The following is a 15992-nucleotide window of genomic DNA, read 5'->3' on the forward strand; positions in this document are numbered from 1 at the left end:
AAGCCTCTGAGCACTTCGTGAACATAGATACACTATGTGATGAGGTTTGTGAACGCCTGTCAACACCGCTGCAACTTCAAGTAGGACGGGTATAAATTGACTACTTAATGGTTCATGTAGTGCAAAATGAGCTTACTTACGACGCCAAGTCGTACCATTTGCGCCATCTTCTAACACGATGCCCATTTCAGTCAGTTTGTCTCGCGCCATATCGGCATTCGCCCAATCTTTTGCTGCACGCGAATCATTGCGCAATTTGATCAATGCTTCAATCTCAGCAACTTCTTCATCGGCACCACTATCGCCCTGCATAAATGCGTCCGGATCTTGGTGTAAAATACCAATTACATCGGCAAGCTCACGCATCAAAGCGCCAAGTGCGCTGGCTGCAGCCATATCTTCAGTTTTGAGTCGGTTGATTTCTCGCGCCATATCAAACAGCACTGAGTACGCCTCTGGCGTATTGAAATCATCGTTCATTGCCGTGGTAAAACGTGTTACGTACTCTTCACCACCTGCTGGCGCAATACTGGTATCAAGGCCACGCAATGCGGTGTATAAACGCTCTAGTGACGCTCGCGCTTGATTTAGGTTCTCTTCACTGTAATTGAGCTGACTGCGGTAGTGACCTGACATCAGGAAGTAACGTACGGTTTCCGCATCGTAGTGACCCAGCACATCACGAATGGTAAAGAAATTGCCTAGTGATTTAGACATTTTTTCTTTATCAACCATCACCATACCACTGTGCATCCAAGTATTTACGTATGGCGTATCGTAAGCGCAGCACGATTGTGCTATCTCATTTTCATGGTGTGGGAACTGAAGGTCTGAGCCGCCGCCATGGATATCAAAATAGGTACCCAAAATCGACGAGTTCATTGCCGAACATTCAATGTGCCAACCAGGACGACCGGCGCCCCATGGTGATTCCCATGTTGGCTCACCCGGTTTTGACATTTTCCATAATACGAAATCCAACGGACTGCGTTTCGCCGCTTCAATATCAACGCGAGCACCGGCTTGAAGCTGATCCAAATCTTGCTTTGACAACCTGCCGTAATCGGCGAATTTCTTCACTTCAAACATCACATCGCCATTGGTCGCAACGTACGCAAACCCACGCTCAATCAATCGCTCACACAGTGCAATAATTTCAGCAATGTATTCGGTAGCACGAGGCTCAACATCAGGACGCTTCATATTTAGTGCGTCAAAATCTGCGTGCATTTCACCAATCAAACGTTCCGTTAGCGCGTCACAACTTTCGCCATTTTCAGCCGCACGTTTGATGATTTTGTCGTCAATGTCAGTGATATTGCGCACAAACGTAAGGTCATAACCTAAAAAGCGTAGGTAACGTGACACCACGTCAAACGAGACAAACGTACGACCATGGCCAATATGACAGAGATCGTAAATGGTGACGCCACAGACATACATCCCCACTTTACCTGCGGTAATGGGTTTGAATTCCTCTTTCTGTCTTGTAAGTGTGTTATATATCTTTAACATTTTCGCTATCTGTCATAATGAATTGAACAAAATGGGCACCGAGTATAGCAATTTCGACTTGATTAGGTAATCCCTATCGCGATGCTTCGCAGGTATCAAAGTTACTCATTGTTACGCATTCTTATTTCAGTGATGCTAACTTGCGCACTTTGTCATGATTTAGGTAGAAATGTGTCTCGCGAACGTCCCTGCGCAGCAGTTGCATAACTTCAAAGTTGGTCTCGTGGCTAAGTTAAGCTAAAATCCCCCTTTAAACCCAACGAGCTAAAGGAACATCGCATGATCACTCTTCATACTAATCATGGCGACATCAAAATCCAACTCAACCATGACCTTGCACCGGAAACAAGCGCAAACTTTTTGCAGTATTGCCGTGATGGTTTCTATGACAATACGCTATTTCACCGCGTTATCGATGGATTCATGATCCAAGGCGGTGGCATGGAATCTGGTCTTCGTGAAAAAAGCACTCGTGCACCAATCAAAAACGAAGCAAACAATGGTTTGAGCAACAAAAAAGGCACCATTGCGATGGCGCGCACTATGGATCCTCATTCAGCCAGTTCGCAATTTTTTATCAACGTGAACAACAACACTTTCCTAGATTTTCGTTCAGAAAGTCGCGACGGTTGGGGTTACTGCGTATTTGGTGAAGTCGTCGATGGCATGGACATCGTGGACAAGATCAAAGGGGTCAGCACTGGCTCTTATGGCATGCACCAAGATGTTCCGCTAGAAGATGTTGTCATCACTAGCACGACTATCGAAGAATAAACCTCGGTTATTCAAGAGAGCGCAATGCGCTCTCTATTCCCAAACAGATATCACAACCATGACAACACTGTTCATTTCCGACCTCCACCTTGCGGCCAATCGTCCTGACATCACCACCTGTTTCTTAAACTTTTTGCACTGCGAAGCCATCGATGCCGACGCACTGTATATTCTGGGCGATCTGTTTGAGTTTTGGACCGGAGACGACGACCCGACCCCCTTTGCCTCCCAAATTCGTCAGGCATTGCACGCTCTCACAACACACGGCGTGCCTGTTTATTTCATTCAAGGTAATCGTGACTTTCTGCTCGGTGAGACATTTTGTCAGCAAACTGGGGTCATTTTATTGCCCGATGTAACAGAAATCGACCTCTATGGACAGCGTGCTGTTATCCTTCACGGTGACACTCTGTGCACCGATGATGAACGCTATCAAGCATTTCGACGTAAAGTTCACCAACCATGGCTTCAATGGCTTTTTAAGCGCCTACCTTGGAGGCTTCGCACGCGCATTGTCAGCAAAGTGCAACACGACATTCGTGACGACAAACAGACTAAGTCGATGACGATCATGGATGTAAATGCGCAAGAAGTTGCAACCGTTATGGCTCAACATCACGTCAATTTAATGATTCATGGACACACGCATCGCCCTGCAATTCACGAAGATACCTATGAAGGCTCACGACAAACGCGCATTGTTTTGGGGGATTGGTATGAGCAAGCTTCAATTTTGTATGTTGATAAAAGCGGCTATTCGCTCAAACAACACGCGCTTACGCACAATAATGAACAATGTGAAATAGATTGAAATCAAATTGTCTGCGCAATCACATAGAAATTTTATTAAATATGATTATCATATTGCTCAATTAGTAAAAGAATTATGTGTTGTTTTGAACTATTCGTACGTTGCTCGCCAACCGATTTTAGATCGGAAGAAAAAAACCATTGGTTTTGAACTGCTGTTCCGTGATGGGCCGAAAAATACGTTTCCAGAAATCGACCCAGAGCTTGCAACCAGCCGTTTGCTTTCTGATCACTTCCTTTCCACACATGGTTCCACCTTGGGTGACAAACTTGGCTTTGTGAATTTTCCCTATCAGAGCTTAATCAACCTAGTTCCTACTTTGTTGCCCAAAGATCGCATTGTGGTAGAAGTGCTTGAAGATTGTGAGCCCGATGATGATCTGCTTGATGCTATAAAAACGCTGTGTATGAAAGGGTATTCCATCGCATTGGACGATTTTATTCCGAGTAAAGCATGGATGCGGTTTATGCCTTATATCGATATGATAAAAATCGATATTCGTACATTTCCATTAGAAAAAGCAGAAACGTTCATTCGTTCTTTGGCACATACCAAAATTAAATTTTTAGCTGAAAAAGTCGAAACTTACGACGAATTTCAAATTGCACTTAATGCGGGTTTTGATTATTTCCAAGGCTATTTTTTTAGTAAGCCAGAAATGATTCAAAAACGGAAAATGAACCCATCGTTTTTGACGGTAGTCCAGTTGTGTAAAGTGATTGCCGATGAGCCAATCGATTTTGATGAAGTTGAGCGACTGTTTTCTATCGATGTAACCTTATCGTATAAACTGCTTTCATTTGTGAATTCAGGCTATACGTTAAAAACTAAAATTAAGTCTTTCCGCCAAGCCCTGATTTATCTTGGTGAGGAACGTTTACGCCGCTTTATCTCTATCATTGCACTTGCCTCGGTGCAAGAAGATAAACCGCACTCGCTCTATACTTTGGCCGTTCAACGCGCGCGCACCTGTGAGCTGCTATTGAGCGAAATGAATACCAAGCTGGACCCGGGCCAAGCGTTTTTGACAGGTCTGTTTTCTTTGCTTGACTCATTGCTTGATCAACCACTCGCTGACGTCATCACTCAGATACCAATTGATGAAGAAATTAAAATCGCGTTATTAGAACGCCGAGGTATATTGGGTTACGTGCTCGCAACCGTTGTCTCATACGAAAAAGCCGAATGGGATCGAGTGCAAAAATACCGCCAAGCACTAAAACTCAGTGAAAGTGCCCTTGCATCGGCCAACCATCAAGCTTCCTCTTGGACACAAGAGCTATTATCGGCACGTCAAGTCGCGTTATAATGACGCCAATTGTATGCAATCCACTAGAAGCAGACCGGCAGTAGCTTAGCCCTCTAATGCAGCTCAACTGCAACTTCAAATCGGAATCGCGTACCACCATTGTTTTTGCTCCGATTGTCAGGAAATTATTGTGTCTTTTTGTTCTTGTGGTTCCAACCTCTCTTATTCCGCTTGTTGTGAAGTCGCTCACCTCGATCATGCGGCAGTACATACACCAGAGCAACTGATGCGCTCGCGTTATAGTGCCCATGTGCTCGGATTAGTCGATTATGTGGTAGCCACCTATCACCCCAGTTGCCATGCAGATGATAATCGTGAAGCCATTGCCGATTCTATCAACAGCGACTGGCGTGGTCTTGATGTGGTAAAAACTGAAGCGGGTGATACCGCTGATGAAGGGTTCGTCAGTTTTAATGCCTATTTTGCTGAAAGTGGCACAGTACACTGCCTGAGTGAACGTTCACGGTTTATTCGTGAAAATGGCCTGTGGTATTACATCGATGGTACGTACAGTGACACGCCATTTGAAATATCAGCAGAAAGAAAAAATTCAAGCATGAATCGCCTTCAAACACCGGTCGCCAATCTAAAAATTGGCCGAAATGACCCTTGTTTGTGTGGCAGTGGCAAAAAATTTAAGAAGTGCTGCGGTTAAAAATTCACGTATCTATACCCCAAACAATACAAAAACGCCCATTCCATAAGGTCTGGGCGTTTTAAACATAGCATGATGATTAGAGCGACTTACTTGTGGCGCTCTTGCAATTTATTAATGACATCATTGAGTGATAAACCTTGGTCTTGCAGTAACACCAGTAGATGGTAAATCAAGTCCGCCGATTCGCAGATCAGCTCCGCTTTATCACCCGACGTCGCCGCAAGCGCGACTTCAACCCCTTCTTCACCCACTTTCTGCGAAATACGTTTGGTGCCACGCGCGTATAAGCTGGCGGTATAAGACGAATCAGGACTGGCCTGTTTACGCTGAGCAAGCAATTGTTCAAGCTGATGAAGCCAAACCAGTTGCGTTTCTGCTTGTTTATCACCATCCCAGCACGTCGTCGTGCCTAAATGGCATGTCGGCCCAACTGGATTGACCTTGATGAGTAGCGTGTCATTATCGCAATCTAGCGCGGCATTCACCAAATTCAGCACATTGCCGGAGGTTTCACCTTTGGTCCACAGACGCTGTTTGCTACGGGAATAAAACGTGACCGTGCCTGTCTCAAAAGTTTTAGCCAACGCTTCTTGGTTCATATAACCAAGCATCAGCACTTGGCTTGACTGATTATCTTGCACAATCGCAGGAATAAGCCCACTCACTTTTTCCCAATCAATACGCTCACCTAATTGGACCATATTTTCTGTCGTCATCGTCATTTTCTTACCTCCACCGGGCGAGCCGTTATGCCTTGAGCTAATAGATACTGCTTCAGTTCACCAATATTGATCACTTGCTTGTGAAATACTGAGGCCGCTAACGCGCCATCCACATTAGCCTCAATAAACGCATCCGCAAAGTGAGCCATAGCTCCGGCGCCACCAGATGCAATTAAAGGAACACGGCATACGCGACGAACCATATTGAGCTGATCGAGATCGTACCCGTTGCGCACACCATCTTGGTTCATCATATTAAGCACGATTTCGCCTGCGCCTCGTGATTGCACCTCTTTCACCCAATCAACCGTTTGCCACTGAGTCGCTTTGGTACGCGCCTCATCACCAGTGAATTGGTAGACCTGATATTGACCGGTTGCTTGGTCAAAATAAGAGTCAATCCCAACCACAATGCATTGCACACCAAACTTATCGGCTAATTCCGTAATTAGGTTGGGGTTCGCCAAGGCGGGCGAGTTTATCGATACTTTATCCGCACCAAATTCTAAAATACGCGCAGCATCTTCTGCGGATTTAATGCCACCGGCTACACAAAATGGAATATCGATGACTTCCGCAACGCGTTTAACCCAACTTTTATCGACTACGCGGCCATCACTTGAAGCAGTAATGTCATAGAACACCAGCTCATCAGCCCCTTCTTGGGCGTAACGCTGAGCAAGCGGCACGATGTCACCAATGATTTCATGATTTCGAAACTGAACGCCCTTAACCACTTGGCCATCACGGACATCAAGACAGGGAATTATTCGCTTTGCCAACATGCCAGAGCCTCCTTCGCGGTAAACTTACCATCCAATAAGGCGCGGCCGACAATCACACCTGCGACACCTGTGCCCTTTAAAGCTTCAATGTCAGAGAGCGCGCCAATACCACCCGACGATTGAAACTGAACTTGCGGGTATTGCTGGCACAGCGATTGATAGAGTGCAACATTAGAACCCGCTAGTGTGCCATCGCGTGAAATATCAGTGCATAACACATGCTTAAGGCCCACAGTGAGATAATCTTCAATTAAGGCTTCAATCGTGACGCCTGAATCTTCCTGCCACCCGGAAATGGCCACTTTACGCGTACCATCAGCATCAATATTGATATCAAGTGCTAAAACAATTTTTTCCGCGCCGTAACTGCGCATCCAGGCTTTAACCATTTCTGGATGCTTCACCGCAGTGGAGCCAACCACAACGCGCTGAGCACCCGCTTCCAGCAGATCAACCACATCCTGCTCTGAGCGAACCCCTCCGCCGATTTGAATCTTAGCTGGGGTGCTTGCTAGAAGCGTTGAGATCAAATCCAATTGACGCGCGGTTGTGTCTTTTGCGCCAGTTAAATCCACCAGATGAAGCCAGTTAGCCCCCGCGTCATGATACAGTTTGAATTGTTCGGCAGGGTTTACTTTGTATTCGGTCACTTGGCCATAATCACCTTGATAAAGGCGCACGACTTGACCGTCAATTAAATCTAATGCAGGGATAATCACAAGTCATTCCTTTTACAAGTTCAAAAAGTTTTGAATCAGCTTTGAGCCCGCTACGCTTGAACGCTCTGGGTGGAATTGCACGCCATAATAGTGCCCACTTTGGATTGCGGCGCTAAAGGGTTGGCCATAATCGCAGCGTGCGATGGTGCTCTCTCCAACCGGGATGGCGTAGCTGTGAACGAAGTAGAAATACTCCCCCTCTTCAATACCTTTAAACAGGGGGTGTTCAGGCGTTGCTGTTACCGTATTCCACCCCATGTGCGGTAGCGGTAAATCGCCCGTTTCCATGCGTTTTACTTGCGCGTCACACAAGCCCAAACAGGGTACCGATTCGGTAGCATTCAGGCTTTTCTCTTCCGAAACCTTCGCCAGTAGCTGCATGCCTAAACAGATGCCCAGTAACGGTTTCTCAACGCGTTTAACTAAATCGATAAGGTCACGCTCTGCAAGGTTTTTCATTGCCTCACTTGCAGTACCCACACCCGGCAAAAATAATTTATCGGCCGCCAGCACCACTTGCGGATCTTTTGAGACGCTCACGTTATAGCCCAAGCGTTCAATCGCAAATTTTACCGATGACACATTGGCGCAACCCGTATCGATAATGACGACGTTTTGTGACGTATTCATAATGACTAGAGCACTCCTTTGCTACTGGGTAATTCATTACCTTCGACTTTAATCGCTTGGCGCAATGTACGACCAAATGCCTTAAACAAACTCTCAATAATGTGGTGGTCATTATCGCCAGTGGATGACAGGTGCAAGGTGCAGGCAAGCGTATCGGTTAATGAGCGGAAGAAATGCACCACCATTTCGGTCGACAAGTCGCCAACCTGCTCGCGATGAAACTGTGCGTCAAACTTAAGATAAGGACGACCTGACAAATCCAAGGCGCATTGTGCCAAGCACTCATCCATTGGCAGACTGAAACCAAAACGACCTATGCCGCGCTTATCACCAAGGGCATCTTTAAGCGCTTGGCCGAGCGCTAATGCGGTATCTTCTATTGTGTGGTGATCATCGATATGTAAGTCACCAGAGACCTGACACACCAATTGGAAGCCGCCGTGGGTGGCTATCTGATCCAACATATGGTCAAAGAATCCAAGGCCGGTGTGAATTTGGTTGCCACCTTGCTCATCCAAATTCACTCTGACTCGAATATCGGTCTCTTTGGTTGTGCGCACGACTTCAGCAATTCGCGGTTGCGTGGTGAGATCTTTAACAATCTGTGCCCACCCCATAGTTTCTGGGTGATATTGAATGCCGCGAATCGCCATATTTTCCGCCAATTGCAGATCGGTCTGACGGTCGCCAATGACGACAGAGCGCTCGAAATCGACCTTGCCTTCGCGTAAATATTGCTGAACTAAACCCAACTTGGGTTTACGACAACTGCAATTTTCGTTGTCGAAATGCGGGCAGATCAACACATCGTCAAACTGCACGCCCTGCGACTCAAAAATCGCCATCATCATATTGTGCGGCGCATCAAAATCAGCTTGTGGGTAGCTGTCTGTACCCAAACCATCTTGATTGGTAACCATGACAAGACGATAACCTGCGTTTTGTAGCGTTAGCAAACTTGGGATCACCAGCGGCTCAAGAGCCAATTTGTCTAAGCGGTCGACTTGAAAATCAACGGGAGGCTCAACAATTAAGGTGCCATCACGGTCGATAAAAAGAATTTTTTGCTGCTTACTCACATTAACTTCCTTATTAAGACGCTTTGCCCAGTCACGGCATGTTATAGGCAAAGCGGCAATTATCATTATACCCTTCCCCCTTAAAGTTACAGCGGTGTTGGCTAGCTCTCACAAACCTCATCACATAGCTTATCTATGCTCAGAGGCTTTGTTCGTTTGCCGCCTACCTGTATCTTCAAGCTGTTTGGGTATAGGCATAAAAGTTGCGAACAAAACCAACGATTTTTTCGCACTCATCACGACTACCAACACTGATGCGCACGCAATTTTCAATCGGGGAGTTGCGTAAAATCATGCCTTGATCCCAAGCGGCCTTAAATAGGGCATCGCCATCAGGGAATTTGACGAGTAGATAGTTCCCCCAGCCTTCAAAAACTTGAACACCCGCTACCATGGATAAACCCACTTGCAAATAGGCGCGATTGGCATTCAATTCAAGCACCTGATATTTTGCTCGAGCAAGGCCACTTTCCGACAATGCTTGGCAGGCAATATCTGCAACTGGTACAGGTACCGGATAGGGCGCAATCACTTTTAGAAGCACATCAATCAAAGAGGCATTGGCCAGCGTAAAGCCACAACGAAGTCCTGCCAGCGCAAACGCCTTTGACAAGGTGCGTAAAATGGCCAAATTGTCATAACGAGAGAGCAGATCCACACACGACGCTTCTGGACAAAAGTCGATATAGGCTTCATCCATCACCACAATGGCTCGCTCTTTGGTCATTTCAAGAAGCTGAATAATATCGTCACGTTTGACTAAATTGCCGGTCGGGTTATTTGGCGAACAAACGAACACCAGTTTAACCTTATCTAAATTCGCCTCGATCGCGGGCAAATCCAGTTGCCAATCGGCCGTCAATGGCACTGTTTTACGTTCAACACCAAAGGTTTCTGCACTGATTGAATACATGCCATAGGTGGGTGGGCAATATAAAATCGAATCTAGCCCTGGCTCACAGAACGCGCGAACCAAAAGTTCAATCCCTTCATCAGCGCCGCGTGATGCCAGTACTTGCTCTGGTTGCACGCCAGCATAAGCGGCATAGGCATCAATCAGTTGTGGTGGTTGACATTCACTGTAACGATTCAAACGCGTGAAGTCGGCTTTATATTCATTATTAAACGGCGATTCATTGGCGTTTAACCAAACATCGCCTGTGCCTCCGATGCGGCGAGCCGACAAATAGGGAGTCAGTTGCTGAACTTGCTTACGAGCGAGCTTTTCCATTATCCATTTTCCTTTTGTACCGCATTACTTAATTAGACAAATTGTCTAATCGGCCACATTGCTCTAACGCATCCAAACGAATGGTAACCGCTCGTTTGTGTGCATCTAATCCTTCGGCATCGGCCATTGCGACTACCGTTGGCGCGAGATTCAAGATGCCCTCTGCACTCAATTCTTGCACTGTCATCCGTTTGGAGAAATCAGCCAAACCTAAGCTAGAGTAGGTTCGTGTATACCCATAGGTGGGGAGCACGTGGTTAGTTCCAGAAGCGTAGTCTCCCGCAGACTCTGGAGACCATTGCCCAAGGAAAATAGACCCTGCGTTATCAAGCAGTGGCAATAATTCACGCGGGTTTTTGGTTTGCACAATCAAGTGCTCTGGACCATAGAAATTGGAAATGGAAATGGCTTGGGTGAGCGACTCTGCCACAATCACCAAACTTGACGCCAACGCTTGTACCGCAATCTCTTGGCGCGATAATAGTTTTAGCTGACGCGATACAGCGTCAGCCACTTTATCGGCAATAATTGGTGATGGTGTCACCAACACCACTTGTGAATCGGGACCGTGTTCCGCTTGGCTGAGCAAATCTGCAGCAACAAATTCTGGATTGGCCGTCTCATCGGCAATCACCAACACTTCTGATGGTCCAGCAGGCATGTCAATCGCCGCACCACGAAAATCGTTGCTGATCTGACGTTTCGCTTCAGTAACATAAGCGTTACCCGGGCCAAAGATTTTATCTACTTTAGCCACGGTTTCGGTGCCATAAGCCATTGCCGCGACAGCCTGCGCGCCTCCAACGTTATACACTTCGTCGATGTTACACAGCTTGGCGACATACAAAATTTCATCAGCAATCGGCGGTGGTGAGCAAAGCACGACTTTGCGACAACCTGCAATTTGAGCCGGAACGCCGAGCATCAATACCGTTGATGGCAACGGTGCGCTGCCTCCCGGAATGTAAAGACCAACTTTGTTGATAGGCCGCGTGACTTGCTCACACACTACGCCAGGTTGAGTTTCCACCTTAAGCGGTTGTGGTTTTTGCGCTTTATGGAACTTACAAATGTTGTTATACGCTTGCTCCAGTGCCTGCTTCATTGTCTCAGACAATCGCTCTGATGCTGCGTCAATCTCATCCTGACTCACTCGCAGCGACGCTGGCGTGACGCGGTCAAACTTTTCCGTCAGCACCAATAGCGCATCATCTCCTTGCGAACGTACCGCGTTGATAACGTCAGTCACTGCCGCCGTAATATTGGCACCCTCACTAATCGCAGGGCGCTCTAATACCGATTCTTGTTGAGTTTCACTCAATGATTGCCAAACGACCGTTCTCATCGCATTACTCCATCATTTTTTCAATTGGTAGCACCAAAATTGAGCTGGCACCAAGTTCTTTTAGCTGTTCCATCGTTTCCCAAAACAGGTTTTCTGAACTCACAAGATGTACTGCAAATTTTGATTTATCTTCAGACAGAGGTAAAACGGTGGGATCTTCGGCCCCAGGCAACAAGGCTTTCACTTGCTCAAGACGATCTGCAGGAGCGTGCAACATGATGTATTTTGATTCTTTGGCTTGTTGAACCCCTTGCATGCGCGTAAGCAGGCGCTCAATCAAAGCTTGTTTGTCAGCATCAAAATCACCGACTCGTTGAATCAAGGTGGCTTTTGATTTGAATATCACTTCAGCTTCTTTGAGGCCGTTTGCTTCAAGTGTTGCGCCTGTTGACACAAGATCGGCAATCGCATCAGCAAGACCTGCACGCGGCGCAACTTCGACAGAGCCTGTCAGCATACAGGTTGAAAAAGGGATGCCTTGGCTGTCCATATACGCTTTAAGCAAATGAGGGTAAGTGGTGGCAATGCGTTTGCCAGCCAAATCTTGAGGGCCGTTATATTGCTGATCTTTATTTACCGCAATGGAAAGACGGCAACCACCAAAATCCATGCGGCGCAACGCAACATATTCACACGGTTGTAACGACGCTTTACGGTCAAGACGGACTTCTTCAAGTTCGTTTTCACCAATAAAACCTAAGTCAACCACACCATCCATGACCAGCCCTGGAATGTCATCATCTCGAACTAATAGTAAATCGATAGGCATGTTAGTCGCGTGAACCACGAGACGTTCGCCCATCACATTGAATTTAACGCCACATTTTTTGAGTAAATCCTGACTTTCTTTACTCAGGCGGCCTTTTTTCTGAATGGCGATTCTAAGTCGTTGTGTTTGCATTGCAGTGTCCTTTTGCGAATTTTTATAAACTGAAAATATGAAAAAACCCTTGGAAGATGTGAGTCTCCCAAGGGTTTGAATCTGATATCTGCTGGATATAAACCTTCGGGAGTATTCCGTCTCCCGAGTATGCGTACACCTCCCGAAAGACTAAGCTGGGTGATGATGATGGTGATGCAGGTTACTGGTCACATTACGCATGGTTAAAATCTACTTTGGTTACTTCTTCTTAGCAACATTATCCAAGCTTGTTACGTTTTGCAACCCATGTTTTAAAATATTCTGCATTATTTTTTAAACCATGATCTACCTTTAGCTCTCACTAAATGCTCGATAATAGGTACTCATTAACGGCGCTGTGAGGTAATCCCACAATGTACGGCTTTCTAAGAGCACAAAAACTTCCGTTGGCATCCCTGGATAGAGCTCAATTTGCTTCATTGCTGCCAACTCTTCCGCTGCCAGTCGTACTTTAATTAAGTATCCTAACGGGTCATCTTGTGTTTTACCTTCGGTTTTATCTGCTGCAACATAAATGACTTCTCCACTGACGGGAGGCGTTTTACGAGCGTTGTAAGCACTTAATCTTACCTTAGCTGAAAGCCCTTGGCGCACGACATCAATATCCTCTGGTTTTAATATCGCTTCGATAATTAACGCATCGGAGTCGGGCACAATTTCCATAATAACGTCTCCTGCGTTAACCACCCCACCAATGCTATGTATTTTCATGGCAACTACAGTACCATTGTGTTCACTGCGAATCGTGACACGATCGCGCACTTCACTTGCGGCGATCAATGCCTTCTCGGTATCGCGCAACGCTTGACTCACATTGTCCAATTCCGCCACCAGCTGGGAACTGAGCTCTGCAGTTTCTGTTTGATGGTCATACTTGAGCGAGGCAATTTTCTGCGCCGCCAGCTCCGTACTTGCATTTAGCTCCGCCAACTTTGCCTGCACAGTTGCTCGCAAACGCTTTAGTTCCAGCATTTTAGTCTTAGATACGTACCCCTTTTGAGCCAACCCTTGTGTCATGGTGATTTCTTCATTAATCAAGCGTAATTGAGTATTGACTGCGGTTACTTGATGATAATTACCTTGTAACTGCTCCTCTAATAACTGCTTTTTCTGAAGAAAATAACTTGTGCGCAGTTGTTCTTTCATTAGAAATTGTTGGTGTTTGATTTGTTGCGCATTCAAAATACTGTTTACATCCGAAGGGGCTAACTGCCATGCCATCTCCTCTTTTGGCCAACTTACACTCTTAGCGCCTGCAATTTCGGCATTCAATTCCGCTTGCTGAGCACTGAAGGTAAAGTGTTTGATCGCAAGACGTGAAAAATCTGCTTCTGCTTTACTGTTGGAGAGCTCAAGCAAAATATCGCCCTTACTCACCTTTTGTCCTTCAGAAACATAAATTGCTTTGACCCAACCACCTTGTAAATGTTGAACCTTTTTACGCTGAGATTCGACAACTACTGTGCCGCTTGCAATCGAAGATGCATGAATTTGAGCAGTAACGGCCCAGATTGCAAAGCCGATAACGCCAAAAATAAGCAGCAAACACCCAATAATAATTGGCCCGCGAGTATCAAATGACTCTGCGGTCAAATCACTCATTTTGAGTTTCATGATGCGCCTCCTTGTCCGTGTTTAACTGTTTTTTCTGCGGGTGGGATCGTGGCTTGATTTGCGGCTTCGACAGCGTTTTTATCGTCAATTCCGCCGATCGCGCCCAAGAACTTGTCGCAGGTTCCCGCTTTCTCAATTTTTCCTTCGTTTAAAAAGATCACCCAGTCCATCTGACGTAAAAAACCGGGGCGATGGCTAATCATGATCACTGTGATTCGATTTTCTTTGCAGTAACGTAATACGATTGAAAGCGCGATCTCCCCTTCAGGATCTAAGTTGGAGTTAGGCTCATCAAGTAACAAAATTCTTGGATTTGAAAAAATAGCTCGCGCTAACCCAATACGTTGGCGTTGACCGCCAGAAAGCTGTAATCCGCCTTCACCTAGGTAAGTGTTGTATCCCTTTGGTAGAGAAATAATAAGTTCATGGACACACGCCAGTTTTGCGGCATGAATAATTGACTCATCACTGGCATCAGAAAAACGACAAATATTTTCAGCCACCGTTCCGGCTAACAGACCAACGTCTTGAGGTAAATAACCAAATTGCTGTCCAAATTGTTCTTCAGGCCATAATTCAATGTCTGCGCCATCAATCTTAATGCTTCCAGATGATGGCTGAATTATCCCCATGAGTGTCGAAGCCAATGTGGATTTTCCTGATCCTGAATTCCCCATAATCGCTAAAGCATGACCACCACCGAGTTTAAAGCTGATATTTTGTAATACTGGTTTTTTATAGCCTTTTAAACGTACAGACACATTTCGTACATCGAGCTCCCCAATCGGTTCTGGTAGCCATGTTTTTTCATCAACCGCTTGAGTCTCAAATGTTTTGAGACGCTGGTAGGCTTGATAACCACTTATCCAGTTTTTCCAACCCATCACCGCTTGCTCAAACGGAGTCAAAACACGTGACATAATGATTGAACTTGCAATAATTGCTCCGGCGCCTAGCTGCTGATGAATGGCTAAATATACCCCCACAGTCAAAACAGCCACTTGCAACATTGTGCGAATGTAGCGACTAAACGTCAGCACACGGCCTATTTTTCCGTTGAGTTGCCATTGCAGGCTTAGCAGCTGATCGTTTTTATGTTGCCAAACGCGTCCAATATCTTGAGCCATTCCCATAGCACGCAACATGGGCGCATGACGTAGGTAATCATTTAACTCCATACTACTGCGACGCGTTAAAGCTTGGGCCTCGTCACTGGGCTTATTTGCTGTCCACATCACAATGAATGCCAATGAAACAAAAATCGTCATGCCAGCTACCGCTATGACGCCAATCACTGGGTGGAGCATAAAAAGAATCACCAGAAACAGAGGCACCCACGGGATATCAAAAATTGAAGAAAGAGATGGATTCACCATTAAGTTTTTCAACTCAGTTAAGTCTTGCAATCCTTGCTTTTGAATGCGGTTACTACTGGATGAGAGTCGAATACTTGCAGACAGCATCAATGGGCTTAACCGTTGGTCCAGTTTCAACCCTGATTTTTGTAATAGGACTGTTCGAGTATGCTCCATCGCCGCTTGAAGTGTCAGCAATCCAATCGCGATAACGAGCAAGGCGAATAAGGTATCGATGCTGTGACTACTCATCACTCTATCAAAAAGCTGTAAGCTATATATTGGTAGGGTCAGCACGAGACAATTGATTGCTAAGCTAAATAAACCAACATAACGCAAATCTCTGCGGCAATATGCAAACGCATCTTTTAACGTATTTGGGAACAAGTTACCCTCCTAAACTCTTGGAGTGATGAAATACCCGCCCTGCTTGAGGTTGTTTGGGTATAGTGAAACAATTTAACGACACGTCACATCATATTGTGCGTAGTAAAATAAAGGCTCGGTGCGATGCACCGAGCCT

At 45.9% G+C, this 15992-nt stretch carries 15 protein-coding genes and 1 other annotated feature; of the genes, 4 read left to right on the top strand and 11 right to left on the bottom strand.

Annotated features, from left to right (window positions below; all coding sequences use genetic code 11):
- Positions 1-132: 132 nt before the first annotated feature.
- The gene (gene cysS / locus HGP28_RS00835; protein ID WP_168834535.1) at positions 133-1515 is read right to left on the bottom strand and encodes a cysteine--tRNA ligase; all 1383 of its coding nucleotides are present in this window, start codon (positions 1513-1515) and stop codon (positions 133-135) included.
- A gap of 279 nt (positions 1516-1794) precedes the next feature.
- Here cysS and HGP28_RS00840 point away from each other — a divergent pair, with 279 nt between their 5' ends.
- From HGP28_RS00840 to HGP28_RS00855, 4 genes are all read left to right on the top strand, one after another.
- Positions 1795-2289 carry a peptidylprolyl isomerase gene (locus HGP28_RS00840; RefSeq protein ID WP_168834536.1) on the top strand — a complete coding sequence of 165 codons (495 nt, stop codon included), beginning with the start codon at positions 1795-1797 and terminating at the stop codon, positions 2287-2289.
- Between the two features lie 58 nt (positions 2290-2347).
- Positions 2348-3100, top strand: coding sequence for a UDP-2,3-diacylglucosamine diphosphatase (gene lpxH, locus HGP28_RS00845; RefSeq protein WP_168834537.1), 753 nt, complete (start codon positions 2348-2350; stop codon positions 3098-3100).
- 85 nt (positions 3101-3185) lie between these two features.
- On the top strand, positions 3186-4409 hold the full coding sequence (locus tag HGP28_RS00850) for an EAL and HDOD domain-containing protein (protein WP_168834538.1): 1224 nt from the start codon (positions 3186-3188) through the stop codon (positions 4407-4409).
- A gap of 127 nt (positions 4410-4536) precedes the next feature.
- Entirely contained in the window at positions 4537-5064 is a 528-nt protein-coding gene (locus HGP28_RS00855; RefSeq protein WP_168834759.1) for a YchJ family metal-binding protein, read from the top strand.
- 89 nt (positions 5065-5153) lie between these two features.
- Here the strand turns inward: HGP28_RS00855 and hisIE are convergent, their stop codons facing one another.
- The 10 genes from hisIE to HGP28_RS00905 all read right to left on the bottom strand — a co-directional run bounded on the left by hisIE (position 5154) and on the right by HGP28_RS00905 (position 15856).
- Positions 5154-5789: a bifunctional phosphoribosyl-AMP cyclohydrolase/phosphoribosyl-ATP diphosphatase HisIE gene (gene hisIE, locus HGP28_RS00860; RefSeq protein ID WP_168834539.1), complete on the bottom strand. Its 636-nt coding sequence runs from the start codon at positions 5787-5789 to the stop codon at positions 5154-5156.
- The gene (gene hisF, locus HGP28_RS00865; RefSeq protein WP_168834540.1) at positions 5786-6574 is read right to left on the bottom strand and encodes an imidazole glycerol phosphate synthase subunit HisF; all 789 of its coding nucleotides are present in this window, start codon (positions 6572-6574) and stop codon (positions 5786-5788) included. Before hisF ends, hisIE begins: the two co-directional genes overlap by 4 nt.
- Positions 6556-7293, bottom strand: a complete 738-nt coding sequence (gene hisA / locus HGP28_RS00870) for a 1-(5-phosphoribosyl)-5-[(5-phosphoribosylamino)methylideneamino]imidazole-4-carboxamide isomerase (RefSeq protein ID WP_168834541.1) — start codon at positions 7291-7293, stop codon at positions 6556-6558. The genes hisF and hisA overlap by 19 nt, the downstream gene beginning before the upstream one ends.
- Before the next feature lie 12 nt (positions 7294-7305).
- Complete coding sequence (gene hisH / locus HGP28_RS00875; protein ID WP_168834542.1) at positions 7306-7923, bottom strand: imidazole glycerol phosphate synthase subunit HisH; 618 nt, start codon at positions 7921-7923, stop codon at positions 7306-7308.
- 5 nt (positions 7924-7928) lie between these two features.
- Positions 7929-9002 (bottom strand): bifunctional histidinol-phosphatase/imidazoleglycerol-phosphate dehydratase HisB, encoded by a 1074-nt coding sequence (hisB, locus tag HGP28_RS00880; protein WP_168834543.1) that lies wholly within the window; start codon positions 9000-9002, stop codon positions 7929-7931.
- A 175-nt stretch (positions 9003-9177) separates the two neighbouring features.
- Entirely contained in the window at positions 9178-10233 is a 1056-nt protein-coding gene (gene hisC / locus HGP28_RS00885; protein WP_168834544.1) for a histidinol-phosphate transaminase, read from the bottom strand.
- A 28-nt stretch (positions 10234-10261) separates the two neighbouring features.
- Positions 10262-11578: a histidinol dehydrogenase gene (hisD, locus tag HGP28_RS00890; protein ID WP_168834545.1), complete on the bottom strand. Its 1317-nt coding sequence runs from the start codon at positions 11576-11578 to the stop codon at positions 10262-10264.
- 4 nt (positions 11579-11582) lie between these two features.
- The gene (hisG, locus tag HGP28_RS00895) at positions 11583-12479 is read right to left on the bottom strand and encodes an ATP phosphoribosyltransferase (RefSeq protein WP_168834546.1); all 897 of its coding nucleotides are present in this window, start codon (positions 12477-12479) and stop codon (positions 11583-11585) included.
- 37 nt (positions 12480-12516) lie between these two features.
- Positions 12517-12654 (bottom strand) — a sequence feature (His leader region).
- 137 nt (positions 12655-12791) lie between these two features.
- Positions 12792-14114 (bottom strand): HlyD family type I secretion periplasmic adaptor subunit, encoded by a 1323-nt coding sequence (locus tag HGP28_RS00900; protein WP_246225495.1) that lies wholly within the window; start codon positions 14112-14114, stop codon positions 12792-12794.
- A complete protein-coding gene (locus HGP28_RS00905; RefSeq protein WP_168834547.1) occupies positions 14111-15856 on the bottom strand; it encodes a type I secretion system permease/ATPase in 1746 nt (581 codons plus the stop codon). Before HGP28_RS00905 ends, HGP28_RS00900 begins: the two co-directional genes overlap by 4 nt.
- Between the last annotated feature and the right edge of the window lie 136 nt (positions 15857-15992).

The organism is Vibrio agarilyticus, assembly GCF_012641465.1.
Classification (GTDB): domain Bacteria; phylum Pseudomonadota; class Gammaproteobacteria; order Enterobacterales; family Vibrionaceae; genus Vibrio; species Vibrio agarilyticus.

Excerpts from the sequence above, each read along its gene's own strand:
- cysS (WP_168834535.1), bottom strand. The coding sequence starts at position 1,515 with ATGTTAAAGATATATAACACACTTACAAGACAGAAAGAGGAATTCAAA.
- HGP28_RS00840 (WP_168834536.1), top strand. The coding sequence starts at position 1,795 with ATGATCACTCTTCATACTAATCATGGCGACATCAAAATCCAACTCAAC.
- lpxH (WP_168834537.1), top strand. The coding sequence starts at position 2,348 with ATGACAACACTGTTCATTTCCGACCTCCACCTTGCGGCCAATCGTCCT.
- hisIE (WP_168834539.1), bottom strand. The coding sequence starts at position 5,789 with ATGACGATGACGACAGAAAATATGGTCCAATTAGGTGAGCGTATTGAT.
- hisF (WP_168834540.1), bottom strand. The coding sequence starts at position 6,574 with ATGTTGGCAAAGCGAATAATTCCCTGTCTTGATGTCCGTGATGGCCAA.
- hisH (WP_168834542.1), bottom strand. The coding sequence starts at position 7,923 with ATGAATACGTCACAAAACGTCGTCATTATCGATACGGGTTGCGCCAAT.
- hisC (WP_168834544.1), bottom strand. The coding sequence starts at position 10,233 with ATGGAAAAGCTCGCTCGTAAGCAAGTTCAGCAACTGACTCCCTATTTG.
- hisD (WP_168834545.1), bottom strand. The coding sequence starts at position 11,578 with ATGAGAACGGTCGTTTGGCAATCATTGAGTGAAACTCAACAAGAATCG.
- hisG (WP_168834546.1), bottom strand. The coding sequence starts at position 12,479 with ATGCAAACACAACGACTTAGAATCGCCATTCAGAAAAAAGGCCGCCTG.
- HGP28_RS00900 (WP_246225495.1), bottom strand. The coding sequence starts at position 14,114 with ATGAAACTCAAAATGAGTGATTTGACCGCAGAGTCATTTGATACTCGC.